Source organism: Thalassobacter sp., assembly GCF_982993085.1.
In genome coordinates, this window is sequence record NZ_CEZFMW010000004.1 from 37,876 (window position 1) to 58,629 (window position 20,754).

19 protein-coding genes are annotated in these 20,754 nt (G+C 58.0%); 4 read left to right on the forward strand and 15 right to left on the reverse strand.

Going from position 1 to position 20,754, the window contains the following annotated elements; all coding sequences use genetic code 11:
- The first annotated feature begins 479 nt into the window (after positions 1-479).
- The gene (locus AC4GMC_RS01480) at positions 480-1,745 is read left to right on the forward strand and encodes a tyrosine-type recombinase/integrase (RefSeq protein ID WP_487884298.1); all 1,266 of its coding nucleotides are present in this window, start codon (positions 480-482) and stop codon (positions 1,743-1,745) included.
- A 13-nt stretch (positions 1,746-1,758) separates the two neighbouring features.
- Here AC4GMC_RS01480 and AC4GMC_RS01485 read toward each other — a convergent pair whose 3' ends face one another.
- Positions 1,759-2,355, reverse strand: a complete 597-nt coding sequence (locus AC4GMC_RS01485) for a hypothetical protein (RefSeq protein WP_058243569.1) — start codon at positions 2,353-2,355, stop codon at positions 1,759-1,761.
- 237 nt (positions 2,356-2,592) lie between these two features.
- Between AC4GMC_RS01485 and AC4GMC_RS01490 the strand changes: the two genes are divergently transcribed.
- Complete coding sequence (locus tag AC4GMC_RS01490; protein WP_165590071.1) at positions 2,593-3,585, forward strand: helix-turn-helix transcriptional regulator; 993 nt, start codon at positions 2,593-2,595, stop codon at positions 3,583-3,585.
- 359 nt (positions 3,586-3,944) lie between these two features.
- On the opposite strand, the gene AC4GMC_RS01495 is transcribed toward AC4GMC_RS01490, so the two are convergent.
- From AC4GMC_RS01495 to AC4GMC_RS01550, 12 genes are all read right to left on the reverse strand, one after another.
- A complete protein-coding gene (locus AC4GMC_RS01495) occupies positions 3,945-4,673 on the reverse strand; it encodes a GNAT family N-acetyltransferase (RefSeq protein ID WP_067547894.1) in 729 nt (242 codons plus the stop codon).
- Complete coding sequence (gene menC, locus AC4GMC_RS01500) at positions 4,670-5,824, reverse strand: o-succinylbenzoate synthase (protein ID WP_487876238.1); 1,155 nt, start codon at positions 5,822-5,824, stop codon at positions 4,670-4,672. Before menC ends, AC4GMC_RS01495 begins: the two co-directional genes overlap by 4 nt.
- Positions 5,825-5,851: 27 nt before the next feature.
- Positions 5,852-6,610: an ABC transporter ATP-binding protein gene (locus AC4GMC_RS01505; RefSeq protein WP_067547897.1), complete on the reverse strand. Its 759-nt coding sequence runs from the start codon at positions 6,608-6,610 to the stop codon at positions 5,852-5,854.
- Entirely contained in the window at positions 6,607-7,341 is a 735-nt protein-coding gene (locus AC4GMC_RS01510) for an ABC transporter permease (RefSeq protein WP_067547900.1), read from the reverse strand. Before AC4GMC_RS01510 ends, AC4GMC_RS01505 begins: the two co-directional genes overlap by 4 nt.
- Positions 7,341-8,051 carry an ABC transporter permease gene (locus tag AC4GMC_RS01515; protein ID WP_072704670.1) on the reverse strand — a complete coding sequence of 237 codons (711 nt, stop codon included), beginning with the start codon at positions 8,049-8,051 and terminating at the stop codon, positions 7,341-7,343. The genes AC4GMC_RS01510 and AC4GMC_RS01515 overlap by 1 nt, the downstream gene beginning before the upstream one ends.
- Before the next feature lie 33 nt (positions 8,052-8,084).
- Entirely contained in the window at positions 8,085-8,870 is a 786-nt protein-coding gene (locus AC4GMC_RS01520) for an ABC transporter substrate-binding protein (protein WP_067547902.1), read from the reverse strand.
- 31 nt (positions 8,871-8,901) lie between these two features.
- Positions 8,902-9,801 carry a MurR/RpiR family transcriptional regulator gene (locus AC4GMC_RS01525; protein WP_487876237.1) on the reverse strand — a complete coding sequence of 300 codons (900 nt, stop codon included), beginning with the start codon at positions 9,799-9,801 and terminating at the stop codon, positions 8,902-8,904.
- Positions 9,802-10,148: 347 nt separating this feature from the next.
- Positions 10,149-10,781: a tyrosine-type recombinase/integrase gene (locus AC4GMC_RS01530; protein ID WP_487876236.1), complete on the reverse strand. Its 633-nt coding sequence runs from the start codon at positions 10,779-10,781 to the stop codon at positions 10,149-10,151.
- Between the two features lie 769 nt (positions 10,782-11,550).
- A complete protein-coding gene (locus AC4GMC_RS01535; protein WP_487876235.1) occupies positions 11,551-12,234 on the reverse strand; it encodes a UPF0149 family protein in 684 nt (227 codons plus the stop codon).
- 76 nt (positions 12,235-12,310) lie between these two features.
- Positions 12,311-14,482: an SF1B family DNA helicase RecD2 gene (recD2, locus tag AC4GMC_RS01540; RefSeq protein ID WP_487876234.1), complete on the reverse strand. Its 2,172-nt coding sequence runs from the start codon at positions 14,480-14,482 to the stop codon at positions 12,311-12,313.
- Entirely contained in the window at positions 14,479-14,961 is a 483-nt protein-coding gene (locus tag AC4GMC_RS01545) for a thermonuclease family protein (protein WP_487876233.1), read from the reverse strand. Before AC4GMC_RS01545 ends, recD2 begins: the two co-directional genes overlap by 4 nt.
- A complete protein-coding gene (locus AC4GMC_RS01550; RefSeq protein ID WP_487876232.1) occupies positions 14,961-16,214 on the reverse strand; it encodes a Fic family protein in 1,254 nt (417 codons plus the stop codon). Before AC4GMC_RS01550 ends, AC4GMC_RS01545 begins: the two co-directional genes overlap by 1 nt.
- Before the next feature lie 153 nt (positions 16,215-16,367).
- Here AC4GMC_RS01550 and AC4GMC_RS01555 point away from each other — a divergent pair, with 153 nt between their 5' ends.
- A complete protein-coding gene (locus AC4GMC_RS01555; protein WP_487876231.1) occupies positions 16,368-17,747 on the forward strand; it encodes an exonuclease domain-containing protein in 1,380 nt (459 codons plus the stop codon).
- Positions 17,748-18,317: 570 nt separating this feature from the next.
- Here AC4GMC_RS01555 and AC4GMC_RS01560 read toward each other — a convergent pair.
- On the reverse strand, positions 18,318-18,809 hold the full coding sequence (locus AC4GMC_RS01560; RefSeq protein ID WP_487876230.1) for a hypothetical protein: 492 nt from the start codon (positions 18,807-18,809) through the stop codon (positions 18,318-18,320).
- Positions 18,810-19,023: 214 nt separating this feature from the next.
- Between AC4GMC_RS01560 and ssb the strand changes: the two genes are divergently transcribed.
- Entirely contained in the window at positions 19,024-19,458 is a 435-nt protein-coding gene (ssb, locus tag AC4GMC_RS01565) for a single-stranded DNA-binding protein (RefSeq protein WP_487876229.1), read from the forward strand.
- 411 nt (positions 19,459-19,869) lie between these two features.
- Here the strand turns inward: ssb and AC4GMC_RS01570 are convergent.
- Positions 19,870-20,627 (reverse strand): IS5 family transposase gene (locus AC4GMC_RS01570; RefSeq protein ID WP_487876228.1). Its coding sequence is split into 2 segments (ribosomal slippage): positions 19,870-20,291 and positions 20,291-20,627, totalling 759 coding nucleotides; the frame shifts between segments, so codons are not numbered across the junction.
- Between the last annotated feature and the right edge of the window lie 127 nt (positions 20,628-20,754).

A 20,754-nucleotide genomic window follows, 5' to 3' on the forward strand; every position in this document is an offset into this window, starting at 1 on the left:
GGTCATTGATAGCATTGAGCTTTTGCTGTTTTGGCGCCGGTCGAGTTTGCGGCGCAGGGCGTTGCAGAAGCCGAGCAAATTGGCTGGAGAAGAGTCGTGACGGCCCAAAATCGGCCAATTTACAAGATTTCGCCGTGTTTCAGCGGGTTTCTCGTGCGTTCAAAAGTATTCGCCCAACCGGCAAGGGGTCCGGACCCTTGCCGGTCATTGATTTTAAACGGAATTTACAAAATCTGGCCTTGGTCAGGGAGTGAGATGGCCTGCGGAGCGTGTTTTGGGGCGCGAAACATACTCTGCAGGCCGGTAGATTCGCCCAGGGCGATGAACGCTCCCCGGTAATTTCTCCCATGATTTCAATGACCGGCAGGGTTTTGGCGCATCACCGCCGGTCACCGCCTGTATGCCGCCAAAAGCCTCATGCTTCGCTTGATAAGCCTGCGCATCTACGCCTGTGTCATGCGCATGAAGGAGGTATGAATATGGTCAATCGATTGCGATTAAATGATAAAACCGTGCGCGAGCAGATCCCGGAAGAGGATCGAGCCTACCAAGTCTTCGATACCGAGATACGGGGGCTTTCCATCCGCGTGATGCCCTCGGGCGAGCGGTCCTTCGTGATGGATTACCGCTTTGCTGGACGGCAGCGCCGCATGGCAATCGGGCGCTGGCCTGAGTGGAGCGTCACGGCTGCCCGGGAGCGGGCCCGGGAACTGCGCCGCCTGATCGACGAGGGCACAGATCCGATGGAGGAACGCGACACGCTGCGCGAGGCGCCCCGCTTCAATGATTTGATCGAGCGGTATTTGATCGAGCACGCCTCTACCCTGACGCCCCTAAGCGCGGCTGATCACAAATCCTTCCTAACCAAACTGGTCGCCCCGCATTGGGGCAACAAGCTGGTCACGGAGATCACGCCGCATGATGTGACAAAGCTTTTGAACCTGATTGCAGAGGGCAGGGCCCGGCCCTCAAAAGCGAAGCCGAATAATCGTGCGCGCAAGCTGCAGGGGCGCAAGCCCACGCCTGTGCGCGCCAACCGTGTTGGCGAAGTACTGCGCAAGATGTTCAACTTGGCCATCCAATGGGGCTGGCGCACGGACAATCCGGCTGCTGGCTTTAAGAAACGTGTCGAGACAGCGCGCGAGCGGTTCCTGTCCCATGAAGAAATCGGCCGACTGGCGGAAGTGCTGGATGCAGCCGAGGATCAACGTGCGGCGGGCATCATCCGCATCTGTATGCTGACAGGCTCCCGCGTTGGAGAGGTGCGACAGGCGAAGTTCGAGCAATTCAATCTGGAACTGGGGATTTGGTCAAAGCCCGCTGCCACCACCAAGCAGCGCAAGATCCACCGGGTGCCGATTTCCGCTGACGTCGCGGCGATCGTGCGCCGGCGGGCGCTTGTTGTACCCAAGGGCAACCCGTGGCTGTTCCCGGGCGATGTGCCGGGCCAACCTGTCAAGGAAATCCGCCGGTTTTGGGTGAAGGTGCAGCGCGAGGCAGACCTGCCGGATGTGCGGATCCATGACCTGCGTCATACGTTCGCCTCGCTCTTGGTCAGCGGCGGCGCTTCGCTGGAAATGATCGGTAAGTTGCTTGGCCACAGCCAAATGCAGACAACGCTGCGTTATGCGCATTTGATGGACTCGCCGCTGCGCGCCGGGGTCGATGCCGTGGCCGGCATGTTCCGGCCACGCCCGAAGATTGTGCATGACGCGGATGCCGAGAAAGAGGCCAAGCGGGCCTAAAAGCTGGGGCCGCTTACTTCTCGCCGCGCATGGCGCGCCAGAAGGGGCGCAAGCGACGGCGAATTGTGCTTTCGTCGGGGATCTCCCCGTTCTCGGCCACATCGGCGAACCAGTCCTGAAGATAACCTATCAGTTCGGCCTGGGTCTCTGGAATGCCATGTTCGTGGACGCGCTTCAGCAGGGCCACATACATGCCTTCCCAGTCGTAGGGCGAGAGGGCGCCGGTGCCGCCGCCAATGCGGCGCAGCAGGTCATATTCGTCTTCGAACCGAAGCACGTCCTGACCGGTGATCAACAGGTCCGCGATGGACACCTCGACCCCATCCGCGGGCTCGGTGACGTAGCACCACTCCTCGGAATGCTCGGGCTTGATACGCTGCAGCTTGATGACCGTGGGGCCGGTTCCGCTGCGGCGGAAGAGGGGCAGCATGTCCATCGGCGAGATCGTGATCTTGCCAGAGACCTTCTCGTCGCCGCAGATCGCGAGAGAAACCCCTGTGACGATGTCCAGTTTGCCTTCGGTGGCCCAGCCGCCAATGTCGGCGATGGTGCAGCCCCATCGGGATGCGGTTTCGTGCAGGGTGAAGAATGCTCTTTGAGGTAGTGCCATGTGGGCTCCAGTTCTGATGTCGAGGTAAGACAGCGGGCGGCCTGGCAAGTTGCTGACGCCGCCCAAGTGGCAGCGAGGCAGAAACTCCGGGGTGCAGGCCGCATGAAGCTGCACCCCCGCACTCACGCTCATGCGGCGACTGCCAAATTCTCCAATCGATCGGCATCCTTAGGACGAATCGTCCTCTCTCGGGTTATAACCCAGGCACTACGTCAAGAACTGTCGGGGATACGCGCCATGTCGTTCCAAAAGGCACAAGACCTGTTGAAGCTCGCAGGCATGTCCGCCAGCCGGCACGGAGGGATCACTGTAAAGGAGGTCGCAGAGGCATTCAGCGTGAATGAACGGACCGCCCAGCGCATGATTGCTGCCCTGAAAGATGTCTTTCCAAGTATCTCCCATCAGACGGACAACGAGCGCCGCCGACGGTGGAAGCTGCGCGACACCAGCATGCTCGGCATGCAGGGGCTTTACCGCCGCGAACTCGTCGCACTCGAGGCCAGTATCACGCGGGCTGAGCGGGAGGGTGCGGATATGGAGGTGGAGGCGCTACGGTCGCTGCGAGACCGCTTGGTGGCAACATTGCCGTCAGCGCAGGCCCGAAGCATGGAGGTGGATGCTGAGGCGATCCTCGAGGCAAAAGGCTATGCCTGCCGCCCTGGCCCAAAGGTCAAAATCTCTCCGGCTGTGCTAAACATCGTCTCGGCTGCCCTGAGAGGGCCGTTCCGGCTCATCATCCGATACCAGGGTGCGCAGGATGCCAAACCGCGCAAGCGTTTGATCGAGCCCTATGGGATCCTGCTCGGCACGCGGCATTACTTGATTGCCCGTGATACCGCCAAAGATGCCAACCTGCGGCGCTTCCGCTTGGATCGCATCGAAAAGGCCGAGATCACCAATGACTGGTTCGAAAAGGACAGGGACTTCGATCTTGAGGCCTATGCCGCCCGATCGTTCGGGTCGTTTCACTCAGACGACGAGTTCAGCCGGGTCGTGTGGCGGTTCAGCCCAGCGGCCGCGGCTACGGCCCGGGAGTTTGAATTCCATCCCAAGCAAGACATGATCGACTTGGAGGATGGCGGGTTGCTGGTCAGCTTCGAGGCCAGCGGGCTGGTGGAGATGGCCTGGCATTTGGCCAAATGGGGGAGGGAGGTTGAGGTGCTTGAGCCTCGGGAGCTGCGTGAGACGGTAGCAGGATACCGGAATGCTTCCGTTCACGTATTGCCATGATGCAGGGTCTACCACGGTCCGCGAAGGAGCTTCTATACTCGATGATGAGGGCGGAAAGCGGTCTTTCGCTGCAATCGACTCGAATGTCGGCGGTGCGGACATTGCGGACCTGCTCGTTAGCAGCGAATGCACGTGCAGAAAGTCCAAATCGAAGTTCGCATCTGCAGCACCGAGAGTTCGGCAGCATCGCAGATTTCCCCATTCCGGTAATTCAGGAACAATGCGAAACATCAGCCACAAGCGCCATTGCCGCGCGAGCGGCTTCGTCCTTGAGCCTGATCCGGTCTCTGATCAAGGCAAGGGAGTGTTGCGCTGAGCGTGGCGGTCGTTCAGAAATCTGAAAATGCTGATCAATAGCATCACTGTTGGATCAGAAGATATGCGCAAGTGTCCACGTCAAACCCGACAATCCGATATCCCGCCTTAAAAGCTGTGGTCAACTCTTCGCGCACGCGCAGGCGTTCGGATATGGCTTTGTCCATGTCATGTGACAGCAAGCCTGCGAAATCAGCGGGGATTGTGATCTTCAGACTGCCTTCGGGCACATGAGGCTGCGCCACCGAAGGGTCAAGCCGCTGCACGACTTCAGGTGCGTTCAGATGCCATTCAGCAACGAGGCGGTCGGAGGGGACACCGGCATTGATGCCCTCCATCTCGCCATAATAATCTTCGTGGTAGATTCCCGCGGTCGCGCCAAGCCTTGCTATGTTGAGGCTTGCGTTGATGCGGCGCAGTGGATCATAGGTCCAGCGCACCACGTTTATGCCGCGCTGAAGGCACCAGTCGCGCTGATACCATTTCAGCTTTGCCCCCAACCCCATGCCTCGGCTGTCGGGATGCACGGCCAGCCTGTGCGAGTGTTGTGCGTCGGGTTGGCTTGTTGGGAAGCCAAACAGAAAACCCAGCATGCGCCCGTCTTTGAATGCGCCAGCAACAAGCCCCCCTTCATGCTGGATCGCCAGCATGATGTCTGAATTGTCGGACGGGTCATCCTCGCCCCAAACCTCTTTCTGAAAGCGCTCGGACCGTTTGAGTTCTGTGACCGAGTTCAGCTCGCGTATTGTGATGCCTGACTGTTCCACCTTCATGCGCCGATCTCCTCGACATGATCGGATACGGTTTTCAGAAACCCTTGGTCGAGCGTGACGCCGATGCCGGGGCCGTTCGTGGGCACGGGCATTTCGCCGTTCGTGGCTTCGAGCGGTTCATTGATGATGTCGCGCTTGAAGTAGCGGCTGGCGCTGGAGGTGTCGCCGGGTTTGGTGAAGTTCGCGAGCGTCGCCAGATGGATGTTGTGCGCCCGCCCGATGCCGCTTTCCAGCATCCCGCCGCACCAGACCGGCGCATCAAAGGCGGCACAGGTGTCATGGATGGCACGGGCCGAGGCAAACCCGCCCACGCGTCCGACCTTGATGTTGATGACCCGCGCCGCACCGAGTTCGAGCGCGATGCGGGCGTCCTTGGCGCTGCGGATGCTCTCGTCAAGGCAGATCGCGGTCTTCAGCGCCGCCTGCACCTTCGCGTGGTCGTGGATGTCGTCATAGGCCAGCGGCTGCTCGATATAGTCGAGGCGGAAGTCGTCGAGCGCCTGCAACACCGGCAAGTCGGCCATCCCGTAGTCGGTATTGGCGTCCACGGTCAGCTTGATGTCGGGGTGGCGCGCCCGCACCGCTTCGACGATCTTGACGTCATGGCCCTGCGCGATCTTGAGCTTGGTGCGCTTGTAGCCATTCGCGACCGCCTCATCGACGCGTTCCAGCGTCTTCTCGACCGGCGCGATGCCAAGGCTGACGCCCACATCGACGCTGTCGCCGACGCCGCCAAGCGCGGCCTTCAGCGGGATGTTCAGGCTTTTGGCCCAGAGATCCCAGAATGCCATCTCGACCACCGCCTTGGCCATTCGGTTGCCGCGCCACGGGGCGAGGATCGGCTGAAGCTCATAAGGCGAGGCAAAGCGTTTGCCGACGATCTGCGGCAGCAGCACGTCGCGCAGGAAGGGCATCGCGCCGGGGATGGTTTCCTCAAGATAGTCCGGGGCCGGGTCCATCACCGCTTCGCCGATGCCCTCCAGCCCTTCGCCCTTCAGCACCAAAAGCGGAAAGGTCTTGGCCGTCATCGTGCCAGTCGAGATCACGAAGGGCGTCAGAAGTGGCAGGCTGACGATGCGAAGCTCGGCGGATTCGATCAGGATGCCTTGGTGCATCGCCCCGGCGGGCGGCGTTTCGGGTTTTTCCAGCATTTCGACAACTTCCTAGATTTTGGTGGATCACATGACCTTGGCGATGAACCGCTCGAACACCTCGGTCCTGGGGTTGGTGAACATCTCTTCGGGCGGGCCCTGTTCGGCGATGCGGCCTTCGTGCAGGAAGACGACTTCGGAGGAGACCTCGCGGGCAAAACCCATCTCGTGTGTCACGACGATCATCGTCCGACCTTCGGCGGCAAGATCCTGCATCACCTTCAGAACCTCGCCCACCAGTTCCGGGTCAAGCGCCGATGTTGGCTCGTCAAACAGGATTGCGTCGGGCTCCATCGCCAGTGCCCGGGCGATGGCCACACGCTGCTGCTGGCCGCCGGAAAGCTGCGATGGATACATGCCCATGCGCTCTTCCAGCCCGACACGCTTCAAAAGCGCCTCGGCCTTGTCGCGGGCTTCTGCCTTCGGTTGACGTTTGACCTGGACAGGGCCCTCCATCACGTTTTCCAGCACGGTGCGGTGGGTCCAGAGGTTGAACTGCTGGAAGACCATGCCAAGCCGGGCGCGGATTTCCTCGATATGGCGCACGTTCTGGGGCTTGCCATTCCGCACCAGGATTTCGTTGCCATGGACGGTCACCTTGCCCGATGTCGGTGTTTCAAGGAAGTTGAGACAGCGCAGGAAGGTCGACTTGCCGGACCCCGACGAGCCCAGGATCGAGATCACGTCGTGTTTCCGCGCTTCAAGCGAGATGCCCTTCAGGACTTCGACACTGCCGAACGACTTGTGGATGCCTTCGGCCTTCAAGATGATTTCCGTCTGGCTCATGCCTGGGGTTCCTTTGCGGGCTGTGCAGCGACGCGCGGTTTGTGATGGGCTTCGATGTGCCGGCTAAGGCGGCGTTCGGCCTGCCGCCAGATCAGGACGAAGATCGCGGTAATGCAGAGATAGATCAGGGCAGCCCACAGGTAGGTCGAGAAATCGAAGGTGCGCGAAAAGATCTGGCGTGTTCGGCCCATGATGTCGAAAACGGTGACGACGCTTGCCAGCGCGCTGGCTTTCATCAACAGGATCACCTCGTTGCCGAGCGCAGGCCACGCGATACGATAGGCGTGCGGGAAGACAACGCGGCGGAGCGTCTTGAAACGAGTCATGCCGATGGCTTTGGCGGCCTCGATTTCACCTTGTGGCACACCCATGATGCCGCCGCGCAGGATCTCGGTCTGATAGGCGGTGGAGTTGAGCGCAAAAGCCAGCAGCGCACAGTTGAACGGGTCGCGGAAGAAGGTCCACAGCCCCCAGTCCTGCAAGATGGGTCGAAACTGGCCCGAGCCGTAGAATATCAGAAACAGCTGCGCGAGGATCGGCGTGCCGCGCATGAACGAGATGTAAAGCCTGAGTGGGGCCTGAGCCAGTGGCGCGGCATGGGTGCGGATCAGTGCGAAGCCTGGTGATACGAGCGCGGCAATAAGCGCGCCGAGGAAGGTCAGCTTGATCGTCATCAGCGTGCCGTCGAGCAACCGGGGCCAGTATTGGGCGATGATCTCGATCGGGTTCATCACACGGCCCTCCGGATGCCGCGATTGGCGCGACGTTCCATCCAATACAGCACCAGCTCGGACAAGACGCACATGACCCAGTAGATCAGGCAGGCCAGCAGATAGAACGTGAAAGGTTGCTTGGTGACGCCGACGGCGACCTTGGTCATGCGCATCAGGTCATCAAGCGCGATAACTGAAACAAGAGCAGTGTCCTTCAGCATGTTGATCCAGAGGTTGCCCAACCCCGGCAGCGCGAACCGCCAAAGCTGCGGCAACTGGATACGGCGGAAAATCTGGCCCTGGGTCATGCCGATGGCGCGCCCGGCCTCGGTCTGGCCCTTGTCGAGCGACTGGAACGCGCCGCGCAGCACTTCGCCCGCGAATGCGCCGAACACCATGCCAAGCGCAATGACACCGGCGGCGAAGGGGCTGAAATCCGTCGCCCCGCGTTCGGGGTTCCACCAGCGCAGCGCCATGTTCAAAAGCAACCCCACGCCGTTGTAGACAACGAAGAGCGTCAGGATCTCGGGCAGGCCGCGCATGATGGTGGTGTAGCCGAAACCCAGGAACCGCAGGGGGCCAAGGCGAGACATCGACGCGAACGCCGCCAGAAATCCAAGTAACAGGCCCACGGGAAGCGTGACGATCGCGAGTTGCACCGTGATCGCCAACCCCCGCAGGATTTCGTCCCCCCAGCCGGTATCGCCATATGAGAAGAGTTCAAACATCGGTCAGTCTTTCGGTCGGGGGAACGTATCGCGTCATTGCATCGTGTAGACGTCGATATCGAAATACTTGTCGTTGATGGCCTGGTAGGTGCCATCCGCGCGGATTTCCATCAGTGCAGCGTTCAGTTTTTCGCGCAGTTCGTCGTCTTCCTGACGCACCGCGATGCCGACGCCGTCGCCGACAAATGCCGGGTCGGTGATCGGGTCACCCGCAAGTTCACAACAAGCACCATCATCGGACTTGGTCGTCCAATCGAGCATCGGAAGCATGTCGCCCACCTGCATGTCGATCCGGCCACTGGCCATGTCGAGGTTCACCTCGTCCTGGGTCGGGTAAAGGCGAATGTCGGCGTCTGGATAGGTGGCTTCAATGAAATCGGCCTGAGTGGTGCCGGATTGGGCACCGATGACCTTGCCGCTCAGCGCCTCGTTGCTGAATTCGGTGATGTCCGACCCGACGGGCACAACGTGGGTCATGGCCGCGAGGTAATAGGGATCGGTGAAGTCCACCTGTTTCTGGCGCTCTTCGGTGATGAACATCGACGCGATGATGAAGTCGTATTTGTTCGCCAGAAGGCCGGGAATGATCCCGTCCCAGTCCTGCGCGACAACCTCGCATTCCACTTCCATACGCTTGCACAGCTCAAGCCCGATTTCCACGTCGAAACCGGCGATTTTTCCGTCCGCTTCGATATAGTTGAACGGGGGGTAGGCGCCCTCTGTCCCGAGCCGCAGCGACTGCGCCCACGCCGAAGTCGCCATCGAGGCGGCAATGGCGGTCGTCGCCAGCACCGCGGCCAGTTTGTTCTTGAGTTTCATCTAGTTTCCTCCTCTTGGTTCTTGATTGTAGTTATTTCGCCACTTGCGCGACAGGGTCGCCCACATGGCCGGTAAAGCGCCCATAAAGCTCGGCGAATCTGCTCAGTCGATCTTCGACGTCACTTCCAAGCTCCATGAACACGCTGTTGATCAGCAGATTGCAGAGGCTCGCCATCTGCGCCGTGGAATCCCAGAACTGGTTGAACTGGGTCGGCACAGCGAAAACTTCGTCCGCGACGTCATGGCCCCAATCGCAGAATGGATCGGTGACAAGGGTCACGGGAATACCGGTTGCCTGCGCTTCCTGGGCCAGAACCTTGGCGAGCCGGGAATACCGGCGCGCTTCGAAAATCAAGAGGCAAGAGTCCTTGCCAGAGGCCAGAACCTCGGCAAAATTACCGCCCGCCAGGTCGACCAGTGACACCCCGTCGCGCACATATTGCATCTGGTTCGCGAAGTACTGGGCAATACCTCGTTCTGTCTGAAAGCCTGCCACATGGATGTTATTCGCGCTGGCAAGCCGTTTGACCACCCGAGGCCATTCGGGCATGCGGGCGCATTCATAGACGCTCACCACTGCCGCGATTTCCAACTCCATCCCACGTGTCAGATGCGCGTCACCCGCCGCGGCGCTTTTCTGTAATTCCTTCAGCCGGTCGCTCATGAGCCAGGGATAGTCCGCGATATCACCCTTCAGGTGATCCTTGAGGTTCTTGAAGCTTGTATACCCGATGGAGCGGCAGAACCGCCCGACTGTCGCCTCGCTGACCCCGACCTTTTTCGCGATGCTTGCGGCTGTTTCGAATGGCAAATCCGCCAAGGCGCCGCTCATGTAGCTGGCAATCGCCTTATCCGCTTTCGTCCCCTCCTTCAGGGCATTGGACAGGCGGGTCTTTATTGGAAGTGACAAAGGCGGGCCTTTCGGAATCAAGTGGATAAGTAGCATAAGTAATGAAAGATATATTTCATATAGTCAACAATTTTATAGTTCTGTCATTTTGATTTTGTTATTCTGGCTTTCGCAAACAAGCAGATCATGTCGCCCATTTTAAAATCCGTGCCTGGCGCGAAACCACCGTTCTTGCGAGGCGCAAGGAACGGCCGGTCTGTTCCCTCCATTCCAAAGTCTCGACAATGCCCAATGACCGGTACAGGCGATCGTCAAATCGTGTTAACAGTGCAGCATTCGGTGCTTTGGGGTCGATCAGAACTACCGCTGCGGCGCGAACTCAGGCCCGGTCCGGTTGGCGAACGGCAAGCGCCGCCCGCCATCGTGGTTCAAATGTCGGTTTGCCCGGCGATGCTCAGCGCATCTTCATGTTCGACGGCAAGGTATCTGACAGGGCTGTCAAAACTAGTGTGTCCGAGCAGCAGTTGAACAGCTCTGAGATCTCCGGTCTTGCGGCAGATCTCCGCCGCCTTGGTCCGGCGTTGCGAATGTGTGCCGTATCCGCTGGGTTTCAGGCCGATAGCGGCCACCCAATCCCGTACAAGCCGGCCATTTTGGCGCATTGAGATATGTGGGCGGTCATGAAACCGGCTGGGAAACATGATACGGCAGCCGAGCATTTCAGGCGACATGATCCACGTGGCAATGGTATCCCGCGTGTTTTCAGAGAGTTCGAACTGAACGGGCCGCTGTGTTTCACTCCGAAACACGGAGACCCTTTTGCGAATGCAATAGTCCCTCACCAGGTCATTGACGGCCAGTTTCACCAGATCGCATTCGTGAATCTTACTATCAATCGCCACGTTGAACAGAGCAAGATCGCGCAGGTTGCGTGCCAGTTCGAGCCGCGCGCGGATCGCCCAGACCTGTTTTGGTAACAGAGGCCGTTTCTGGCCGATGATCCGCCCCTTGTTCCAGGCTCTTCGTTTCGTGGCGAGAGCGGGAAGTTGGACGCTTGGCATGGTTTGCTCTCCAATCTTTCCGCCACATCGGGTGGTTGTTCAATGCGGATACGTTGCAGAAGCGCCCTGCCATCGGGGCGGTCGGGCGCTGACCGGCGGCGCGCAAAGCGCGCCTTGACTCCGGGCATGGGTGCACATTTCTGAGGTCAGCTAAGTTGCGAGTCCTGTAGATTCACCCCTCCAGAATTTTCACACTATGCACGAATGACCGGAACCACCGCCGCGCTACGTCATGGAATTCTGTGCAATTGCAGAATACTCTCCGCTGCGAGCGCACGCAGCGAGAAATCGGCATGTCGGCTGTGGGCTCTCAACTGTCGTTCGCTGCAAGATGCCTGAGTGGCAGCTAAGGGCCGAAAACGATTATCTTCCCATCGGTCGAACGATCATCATGTCAACGCCATGTCAACGAACGTACGTCATTTTTTAAGTGTGAGACACGGTGGATGTTGGCCGATGTAAGCGAGTTTCAGGGCTGAAAATTTGTGAATTCAAAGGGTTGTCGCCTATGCTCTTGAAATTATTAAGTTATTGGAATCGCTCAATAATGGGCTCATAACCTGAAGGTCGTAGGTTCAAATCCTACTCCCGCAACCAAATTTACCAAATAAATCAAATGCTTATTTTCCTAGTAAAATACTGGGGAATTAAGCGTGTGCGTTTACGTCAACACCACGTCAACAAATCACGAGTCGCCTCATATCGCTTGGGTTACAGCCCTGAAAACCGCGCAGGGTGGCGATGAATGGCGAGCGGAATTCATTATTTTTCAATTCCGGCCACAACACAGCTTATACTTTCGGCCTGATCTGCAGGGGCATGGATCGTTCCGCCCCGGGCGGGGGGCGGCCTTGTCCGGCATGCCGGGAATATTAGCCGCAGATGCCCCAGCCAGTTCAGGGCGCGATTGGCGCAGGATCGTCGCGACACAGTTCGGGATCAGGTCCGGCGCTTCCAGATCGATTTCGTCGATCTCGTCATCCGTAATCTTGCTATTGCCCGTGTAGATGTCCTGAAGCGCCATCATGAAGATCATCGTGGCGCGAGTTTCGTCATCGGCCTGGTCGAGAAGGTTCTCCCAAGCCTCCGGACGCAACCGCATCGCACGAGTAAATCCGTCCACCCAAGGCTCCCATAGGGTCTCTTCACTGTTTGGATCCACCTCGTAGATTGGCTCGATCCAGAGCGATCGTGTCATCGTTTCCGCCACGGAATTGTAATGCGCCATCACGGCGCCGATCGTTTCTTCCGCCGCCTTTTGATCCGCGAATTTCGCCTCTCCAGTTTCGCCCCACACCTCCGGGAGCCATTCCGACGGTGAGATCCTCTCGGGGCAAGCCAGCACGCCGGTCACATAACCGTCGAGTTCGCTAAGCGTCATTGGCATATTATCGACTGGCAGCGCGAACAAGAGTTCGTTCAGCCGATCCAGCCGTTTTTCCTCTTTGGTCATGATCTGCCCTTTCTGTGTGCTGCCGTGATAATCAACGCGCGCATGAGGGTGAAGCCTTGGATAGACGCATCACCAGTCACTCCAGCCACTCATCCAGTTTCGACCAGCGCCGACGGCCTGAGACATTCTTTACCGCGATTGCCACGGCCTTCTTCTGACCAACCAGTACGACGAGCTTTTTGCCCCGGGTAACGCCGGTGTAGATCAAGTTGCGCTGCAGCATCGCGTAGTGCTGGGTCATCACGGGGATCACGACGGCGGGGTATTCCGACCCCTGACTCTTGTGAATCGTGGCGGCATAGGCTGGAACAAGCGTGTCGAGTTCGCCAAAGAGAAATGTCACAGCGCGACCGTCGAAGTTCACGGCCACCTCGCCGTCATCGAGGTCGACATCCTCAATCATGCCGATGTCCCCGTTGTAGACGTCCTTGTCGTAATCGTTCTCGATCTGCATGACCTTGTCGCCCGGGGCGAAGGTCCATCCAAAACGTTCAACCTTCTTCTCCCCAGCGGGGTTCAGAGCGGCCTGCAGCTCGATGTTGAGGGACCGCGCGCCTACGCCGCCGCGGTTCATCGGGCAGAGGACTTGGATGTCCTTGATTGGATCGAAGCCAAAACGCTGCGGGATGCGCTTGGCGACCAGCTCAACAATGCGTGACACGGCTTGCTCGGGATCCGCTGCCGGCACGAAATAAAAATCCGCCTCGCCATCCGGCTTACCGAGATCGGGCAAACGGCCCGCATTGATGGCATGCGCGGTCGTGATGATCTTGCTCTGTGCTGCCTGCCGGAACACCTCGGTCAGACATACCACGGGCACCGCGCCTGAGCCGATGATATCGGCCAGCACCTGGCCTGGTCCAACAGAGGGCAATTGGTCGATATCGCCGACGATTAGCAGTGCCGCTGTGCTGGGCACGGCCTTCAAGAGCGATTGCATCAGCAGAACGTCGACCATCGAGCTTTCGTCCACGACCAGCAAGTCGCAATCGAGCGGGTTCTCCTCGTTGCGTTTGAAGCCGAAGGCTTTCGGGTCGAACTCCAGCAATCGATGGATGGTCTTGGCCTCCATGCTAGTGGCTTCGGTCATGCGTTTGGCCGCGCGACCCGTCGGCGCGCAGAGGAGCAGCTTTACGGCTTTGGCCGCGAGGATGCGCAGGATCGAATTCACGATCGTCGTCTTGCCGACGCCGGGTCCGCCAGTGATCACCATGAGCTTCGAGCGCAGTGCCAGCCGGATCGCCTCGGCTTGACTGGCCGCAAGGGTAAGGCCCGTCTTCTGCTCGATCCAGGGTAGCGCCCTGTCTGCGTCGATCTCCGGCCAGGGCAGGGCGCCCGCGCGGATGCGCTTTACATGCTCGGAGATACCGCGTTCGGCGAGATAGAGACCGGTTAGGAAGATGCAGTCGGTGTCGCCCACGCGATCGGCCGTTACGGTCTCCTCGGCCAGTTCTTCTTCCAAGGCGCTGTCGATCAAAGGGGCAGGGACCTCGAGCAGCTTGCCCGCCAGCCCGATCAACTCGGCCCGCGGCAAGCCGCAATGGCCATCGCCCATCGCCTCGGTGAGCGCGAAGGAAATGCCCGCGCGGACGCGGATCATCGCGGTTTTCTCAATGCCGAGTTTCTCGGCGATCATGTCCGCTGTCCGAAACCCGATGCCGCGGATGTCCTTGGCCAGCCTGTAGGGGTTTTCGCTCATGACCTGCACTGCATCCGTGCCATAGGTCTTGAAGATCCGCACCGCGCGCGCCGTGCCCACCCCATGCTGGTGCAGGAAGACCATGATCTCGCGGATCACCTTCTGATCCGCCCACCCGGCCGTGATCTTGGCTGCGCGCATGGGACCGATACCGGTGACTTCGCGCAGCCGTTCAGGCGCGGCTTCGATGATGTCGAAGACATCCTTGCCGAAGGCCTTGACCAGCCGCTTGGCATAGACCGGCCCAATCCCGCGGATCATGCCGGAGCCTAGGTATTTCTCGATGCCGTCAGTCGTGGACGGCGCATGGGTTTTCAGGAAGTGTGCCTTGAACTGCAGGCCATGGTTGCGGTCGTTTAACCAGACCCCAGACGCCGTTATCCATTCGCCCGCCGAAATCATCGCGGCATGGCCCACAGTGGTCACCAGATCCCGGTGCCCTCTCGCTTTCACCCTCAGCACGCAGAAGCCGTTCTCAGAATTGTGGAAGGTCACCCGTTCCACAAGACCAGCGAGGACTTCCGTTGTGCTCTCGGCGGGTGGCTTCATGACAGGCGCTGCCCCCGCCGCCAGTCCCATGGCATCACGAATTGTCCAACCCAGATATTGCGCCCAGCGCGGCGGGCTTGATCTTCCGCTCCGATGTAATCCCGCGAGTACCGCCTGTAGGCGACGGCCCAACCTTCGCTGACCAACCAGCGGTTCAGGTCCTGATTGTCTTGTTCGCAGACAGCGATCGCACGATCGTAACGGTCAACATCGCGCACCGCGCAGTTCACCGTACGGCGGCCGATCCGGTCGGCCAGGGCGAAGGCCGCTTGCTGCCCACAACGCCACTCGTCACCGGAATTACGCCGGCAAAGCTGTCTGCTCTCCGGGGCGTCAATGCCGTGTAGCCGGATCCTGACGCCGCGGGTTTCAAGGGAGTCAGCGTCGATCACGCTGGCCACACCGACAAGCTCATTCGCCGTGACGGGCGCCGCAGAAAGCATCAGTGCGAGGACTGCAACAATTTGTAGCATAGGCATTAGACCCTCAACAGGTCCAACAAGGGATCGAAGGCGTAGAGCGCAGCCCTGCGCCCAGCTGCAGGCTGCAACGTTCTGAGGAGCCCTGCCTCGACAAGTCGCCTGGATAGCAACCGCGCAGAGGTCGCCGGTATGCCCGATCTTTCGACAAACCGATCATTGCGAAACACCGGGCTCGCAAACACGAAGTCCAGCGCCTGATCGTGAAACTGCGAATTCAGCACCTCACGGAAACGCTCGCGCATGTCCGTGTGCAGCCTGAAGATCGCATCAGCTGTCTGGATGTTCACCGTGGCCTGTTCATGCATGGCCTGAAGAAAGAAGATCACCCAGCCGGTCCAGTCGTCCTCTGCGGATACCGCCCGCATACGCTCGACATATTCGTCCTTGTGGGTCTCGAAGTAGCCAGACACAAAGAAGTTGGGCTGGCTGAGCACACCTAGTCGCCAGAGCATCAGCGTGATCAGCATGCGGCCGATCCGGCCATTGCCATCTTCGAACGGGTGAAGCGCTTCGAATTCAACATGTGCGAGAGCCGTGCGGATGAGCGGACGCGTCGCACTGGTGTTTATGAATTGGACCAAAGCCGTCATCGCAGGTTCAAGCTGCTCTGGGGCAATGGGGACGTAGTAAATCTTTCCGTGGCGCTCATCCCCGATGTAGTTCTGCTCGATTTTATAGCTCCCAGGGCGCTTTGTAGCGCCACGCCCGGCGGAGAGCAGTTGCTGATGCGCAGACCGGATAAGATGTTCCCCAAGCGGCATACCTTCAGCAAGGGCATCTTGCGCGCTTCGGAGGGCGCGCGAATAGAGGTAAGTCTCAATGTCGTCGTGGCGGGCGTCGCGGTATAGATCCGTGCTCCCGGAATCTTCCTCTGCTTCCAGGCGATAGAGGTCCTCAATCGTCGAGATCGTGCCCTCCATCCGCGACGAGGTCACAGCGTCCTGGCGGCGCAATGGAGCGAGGAACAGCTCGCCGTTCACCATGCCCGATATCTTGGCGTCATAGCGTGCCAGCGAAGCCGCAGCCTCTTCCAGTGGGCCAAGTAGCCGTTCATAATCCAGCGACTTGGGCGGAAAAGTACCCTCATGGTAGCGCACTGCATCTGCAAGATCGTAAGTTTTGGTGACCATTTTCCAGCTCAAACTGTCGTCAACGCGGTTTGATGGCACCCTAGTCACATCAAGCCCTGTTGGCAACGGAATGTGGGTAGGTATTGCCATCAACGGCTTTTGGTGCTTGTCGTCTGTCATCAAAGCGTCTTGGCGACAAGAAAACAGGTCAATGAGTTGCCAACCAGTCTTCTGATCTGCTTGGGCCTATTGCGACATTGGAAGGTAATGGCCGTGTCGGCCCGGCGGTGCCTGAAGATGGATTTGCCTCACATGAAGGTGTAGAGAAGCATTATGGATTTTGTCTTCTACGATCTTGAAACCACGGGGATCTCGCCCGAGTTCGACCAGCCGCTGCAGTTCGCCGCGATCTGGACGGATGAGAATTTCGTGGAGAAGGATCGGGTCAACATCCGCTGCCGGTTGGCGCCCCATATTTTGCCTTCACCACAGGCGCTGGTTGTGACCCGTGTCACCCCTGATCAATTGATAGACCCAAGCCTGCCGTCGCTGTTTGAGTTTTCGCAGCAGGTGGCAGAGTTCACCGAGCGATGGGCGCCCGCGATTTGGGTCGGCTACAATACGATGAAGTTCGACGAGGAGGTGCTGCGGCAGACCTTCTACCAGAACTTGTCGCCGAACATTTATGCCACGCAGTTCAATGGTAACACGCGCTTTGACATCCTGCCTGCCGTCTATGCTGCTTATGTCCGACACCCTGGTCTACTTGTCTGGCCCACCGATGATACCGGCCGGCGGAGCTTCAAGCTTGATCGGCTGGCGCCTGCAAATGGCTTCAATGCCCACAACGCGCATGATGCCCTGGGGGATGTCGAGGCGACCATCCACATCGCACGTCTAATCGCAACGCGCAGCCCAGCGCTTTGGTCCGAGTTGATAGACAACGCCCACAAGGCACGCATGCAGGCAAAGCTTGAAAGCTTTCGGCCCTATGAGCTCGTCACGCGCTTTGGCGGCGGTGAGCCGCGATCCTACGTGGGTTGTTTCTGTGGATACTCTCACGGTAACAGCGCGCAGGCCGCGTTTTTCGATCTGGATGCTGCTGACCCATCCGAGTTCCTCGGGGCCTCGGATGAGGCGATCTTTGCAGCAGTGGATGCCACGCCGAAGATCATTAGGGGCGTGTCCACAAATAAGGCCCCCGCGCTCCTCGAACACACAGCGCCCAGCGCGGAGCATCTGCGCCGGACAACGATCATTGCCAACGCGCCTGAGTTTCGTCAGCGCGTAGGCGCGGCAATGGCCACTCGCTTCGTCGAAGATCCTGACGCCCCGCCCAAGCCGGTTGAGCGTCAGATTTACGGGGAGTTCTATTCCAATGCTGACAAACAACTCTTGCAGGAGTTTCAGCATGCGACCTGGCCGCGGCGCCAGGAAGTCGTGGCGAGCCTTTCAGATCCTCGGCTGCGTCAACTCGGTCGGCGGTTAGTGGCGTTTTACAGTCCGGAGCTGTTGACCGAGGAAGAGACGGCGCTTTTCAAAGCCTATCTGCGTGATAAGTGGTCTGCGCCCGATGTCCCTGAAACCGAATGGATGACCTTCGAAAAAGCGGAGGCCGCTTTGGGTGAATTACGTTCTGCTGGTGCTGCTGAGCCTCGTGAGCTTGAAGCTATTGGCTCATTTTTGAAGCCGATACGCAGCGCAATACACTGATCCTTCAATTGCCTTTCGTAACCAGGCTAGCACTTGATTTACTTACGGTCCTCAGATGCAATTTGGTCTATTCTGACGGGTATGGGCGTTAGCTGTGGAATGCGGCAAGCAAGATATCGCGCCACGTGCTCTGCGGTGGAAAAGGGTAAGCTATCTCCACTCTCATATATATAGCGACTTCTCCGAAAGATACCTTCGAGAAGTGCGAGTTCCTCATTTAGCCTTGGCATCCCGGAGAGGAGCTCTTTTTGATGTTCCGGCAAGGCATTTGTAAATGAATTCCCCAATTGATGACCCGCGCCATGTCCAGAGGTTGGCCGAAGCAGTGCCACTCCATCGCCGAAGTCGGTCGCCGTATCCTTCAATTGGAGTGCTTTTAGGTATAGTTCAATTGCGTGACAGGTCCATCCTGACCGCCATCGCAGGCGGGCACAAACAGACCGATATCAACATGCTGCTGCCCTGGAATTACGTTCGTCACGTGTGAACGGCGCACCGCTTACCCCATTTCCGGGCAGTCGTCCGACCTCTTGATATCGGACCACGAGATTTGACATCGACATACCTCCGTCAATCCTCAATTACTTCGTCGGCTCCACCAAGAATTCGTTCGGCCAACCACTCATGAGCATGCCCGGGAAATCCCGACTTGAACCTTCGTATGAGTTTCGAATACGGAAAGCCGATTGCTGATGCTTTACAAATGTCTTGTTGCGGCGCCAATGATCGAATCACGAGCCCTCCACCCTTGGGTGCGAGCTCCAAGCCATCTTTGGACAAACGATGGTTCAGATCCTTCCAGTCATGCGAAGCGGAAACCGCGCTCGCCACGATACGGCGCACGTTCTCAATACTCCAATGGGTGCGGGCTGTGCTGCTATCTTGAGACACGGGGGGGGCAACGCTAGAATTCTTCTCCTCGGCTTCGAGCAATCGTCTGAGAGCTTCGCGCACGATGGCACCTTCTGTGAGATCCTGCCGTGCCGCAGTCTCGCCAAGGGCATCTGCCATGGTTTGAGTGACCATGACCTTGATTTCCACATCGGGTTTCAGCATGGCCATGCCTTCCAGTTCTACGCCCACTACCGGATACTATAGCAAAGGATGAGTCTTCTCAGCAACTTAACGAACGAAGCATGAGCAGATTCCACCACAGGAGAATAGACGAGCATTTTTCGCTGGCCTCTGATGTTGCGCAGCGACAGTCGTTAGCCTACCATCTATCCGCAGTATTTAGACACGCCGCGCAACAAAAACTGCTCACAGGAGTCAACTAATGGCTGGAAGTGTGAATAGAGTACTCATCGTTGGCAATCTCGGGACTGACCCTGAGATCAGGGATCTTCCCAGCGGACAGAAAGTGGCGAACCTAAGCGTCGCCACCAGTGACACGTGGAATGACCGAGATACAGGCGAACGCAAAGAACGTACAGAGTGGCACAGGGTATCCGTGTTCAACCAAAATTCAGTGCGATACGCGGAACAGTATCTTCGTAAAGGCGACAAAGTTTATGTTCAGGGACGTGTCGAAACCCGGCGATGGCAGGATCAATCTGGCGCTGACCGCTACACTACAGAAGTTGTTGTGCCGCCTTTTGGCGGTGAATTAATCGGTCTTTCAAGTGGATCGGACAGCCTCAAAAATGACACCCAACTCAATGCGGGTCAACTGCCACCTTATGACGACATTAACGGCGACATTCCATTTTAACGTGCTCTTTCAGACTTACCAATGCAGTCTGGAAAAATCTAAGAGTGTTTGTTTGGTCGCCAGTAAAATCCTTCAGATTACGCAGACGTCACCGTCTTCAGCACGGCCTACACCACCATCCCACTTATTTCATGAAGATAGGTTTCAGATATCCTTTTTTGGCTGAAAGGACCTCAGCGTGTCCGGTGTACCATCAAGGCCAAAATACTCCCAGTCTTCAGTTTCATCCAAGCCATCATAAATACCCCGCTTCATGATTTGGCCCGAAGGGTAGAAGTACTGCCACAAACCGATACTTTTAAAGTTGCGATTATAGCCGATGCTATAGATGACACCGTTTGCGTAAAAATCGACCCAAACACCATTTGAAATACCGCCTTCTCTTGGGTGCGAATATTCTAGGGTCAGGACTCATAACCAGAATATCATGGTTGCAGCGTGAGCGATGGCCGACAGGAATACCTTTGGACATCGATCATAACGGGTTGCTACCCGCCTCCAGTCTTTCAAACGGCCAAACATGATCTCAATCCGGTTTCGTCGTTTGTATCGACGCTTGTCGTATTTGACGGGCTTTTCGCGGGACTTTCGCCCCGGAATGCAAGGCGTTATGCCCATATTTACAAGGCTCTCGCGGAACCAATCCGCGTCATAGCCGCGATCTCCCAGCAACCAATCGGACGCTGGAAGACTGCTCACAAGAGCACGTGCACCAGTATAATCGCTGACCTGTCCAGCCGTCAGGAAGAACCGAATGGGCCGCCCAATCGCGTCAGTCACGGCGTGCAGTTTGGTGTTCATGCCACCTTTTGTGCGCCCTATCAGGCGTCCACGCCCCCTTTTTTAACCCACAAGCTGGATGCTGTGCGATGCGCTTTGAGATACGTTGCGTCGATTGAGATCGTCTTGTTATCGGGGTCTTCGGCCGCCAGCCCCACCATGATCCGAGCAAATACGCCCATGTCACTCCAGCGCTTCCAACGGTTGTAGAGCGTCTTATGCGGGCCGTAGTCTTTGGGAGCATCGCACCAGCGCAACCCATTGCGATTTATGAAGATAATTCCGCTCAGAACACGACGATCATCAACACGTGGCACACCATGGCTTTTAGGAAAGTACGGTCGAAGCCGAACCATTTGCTCTTCACTCAGCCAAAACAGATTACTCATGAAACCCCCTACAGTTTGCAGGCTTGAATCATGCAGCTCTCACAGCAGCAAGGAGATTAATGGGTCCTGAGCCTACAAAGAAATTACAAACCGGGCTCCACCCAGTTCAGATGTAGAAACACTAATT

What these genes read in the sequence shown, in the direction of transcription:
- AC4GMC_RS01555 (WP_487876231.1), top strand. Translation starts at nt 16,368, where the DNA reads ATGGATTTTGTCTTCTACGATCTTGAAACCACGGGGATCTCGCCCGAG.
- AC4GMC_RS01520 (WP_067547902.1), bottom strand. Translation starts at nt 8,870, where the DNA reads ATGAAACTCAAGAACAAACTGGCCGCGGTGCTGGCGACGACCGCCATT.
- AC4GMC_RS01515 (WP_072704670.1), bottom strand. Translation starts at nt 8,051, where the DNA reads ATGTTTGAACTCTTCTCATATGGCGATACCGGCTGGGGGGACGAAATC.
- ssb (WP_487876229.1), top strand. Translation starts at nt 19,024, where the DNA reads ATGGCTGGAAGTGTGAATAGAGTACTCATCGTTGGCAATCTCGGGACT.
- AC4GMC_RS01550 (WP_487876232.1), bottom strand. Translation starts at nt 16,214, where the DNA reads ATGACAGACGACAAGCACCAAAAGCCGTTGATGGCAATACCTACCCAC.
- AC4GMC_RS01545 (WP_487876233.1), bottom strand. Translation starts at nt 14,961, where the DNA reads ATGCCTATGCTACAAATTGTTGCAGTCCTCGCACTGATGCTTTCTGCG.
- AC4GMC_RS01535 (WP_487876235.1), bottom strand. Translation starts at nt 12,234, where the DNA reads ATGACCAAAGAGGAAAAACGGCTGGATCGGCTGAACGAACTCTTGTTC.
- recD2 (WP_487876234.1), bottom strand. Translation starts at nt 14,482, where the DNA reads ATGAAGCCACCCGCCGAGAGCACAACGGAAGTCCTCGCTGGTCTTGTG.
- menC (WP_487876238.1), bottom strand. Translation starts at nt 5,824, where the DNA reads ATGCTGGAAAAACCCGAAACGCCGCCCGCCGGGGCGATGCACCAAGGC.
- AC4GMC_RS01485 (WP_058243569.1), bottom strand. Translation starts at nt 2,355, where the DNA reads ATGGCACTACCTCAAAGAGCATTCTTCACCCTGCACGAAACCGCATCC.
- AC4GMC_RS01530 (WP_487876236.1), bottom strand. Translation starts at nt 10,781, where the DNA reads ATGCCAAGCGTCCAACTTCCCGCTCTCGCCACGAAACGAAGAGCCTGG.
- AC4GMC_RS01480 (WP_487884298.1), top strand. Translation starts at nt 480, where the DNA reads ATGGTCAATCGATTGCGATTAAATGATAAAACCGTGCGCGAGCAGATC.
- AC4GMC_RS01560 (WP_487876230.1), bottom strand. Translation starts at nt 18,809, where the DNA reads ATGGCCATGCTGAAACCCGATGTGGAAATCAAGGTCATGGTCACTCAA.
- AC4GMC_RS01505 (WP_067547897.1), bottom strand. Translation starts at nt 6,610, where the DNA reads ATGAGCCAGACGGAAATCATCTTGAAGGCCGAAGGCATCCACAAGTCG.
- AC4GMC_RS01510 (WP_067547900.1), bottom strand. Translation starts at nt 7,341, where the DNA reads ATGAACCCGATCGAGATCATCGCCCAATACTGGCCCCGGTTGCTCGAC.
- AC4GMC_RS01495 (WP_067547894.1), bottom strand. Translation starts at nt 4,673, where the DNA reads ATGAAGGTGGAACAGTCAGGCATCACAATACGCGAGCTGAACTCGGTC.
- AC4GMC_RS01490 (WP_165590071.1), top strand. Translation starts at nt 2,593, where the DNA reads ATGTCGTTCCAAAAGGCACAAGACCTGTTGAAGCTCGCAGGCATGTCC.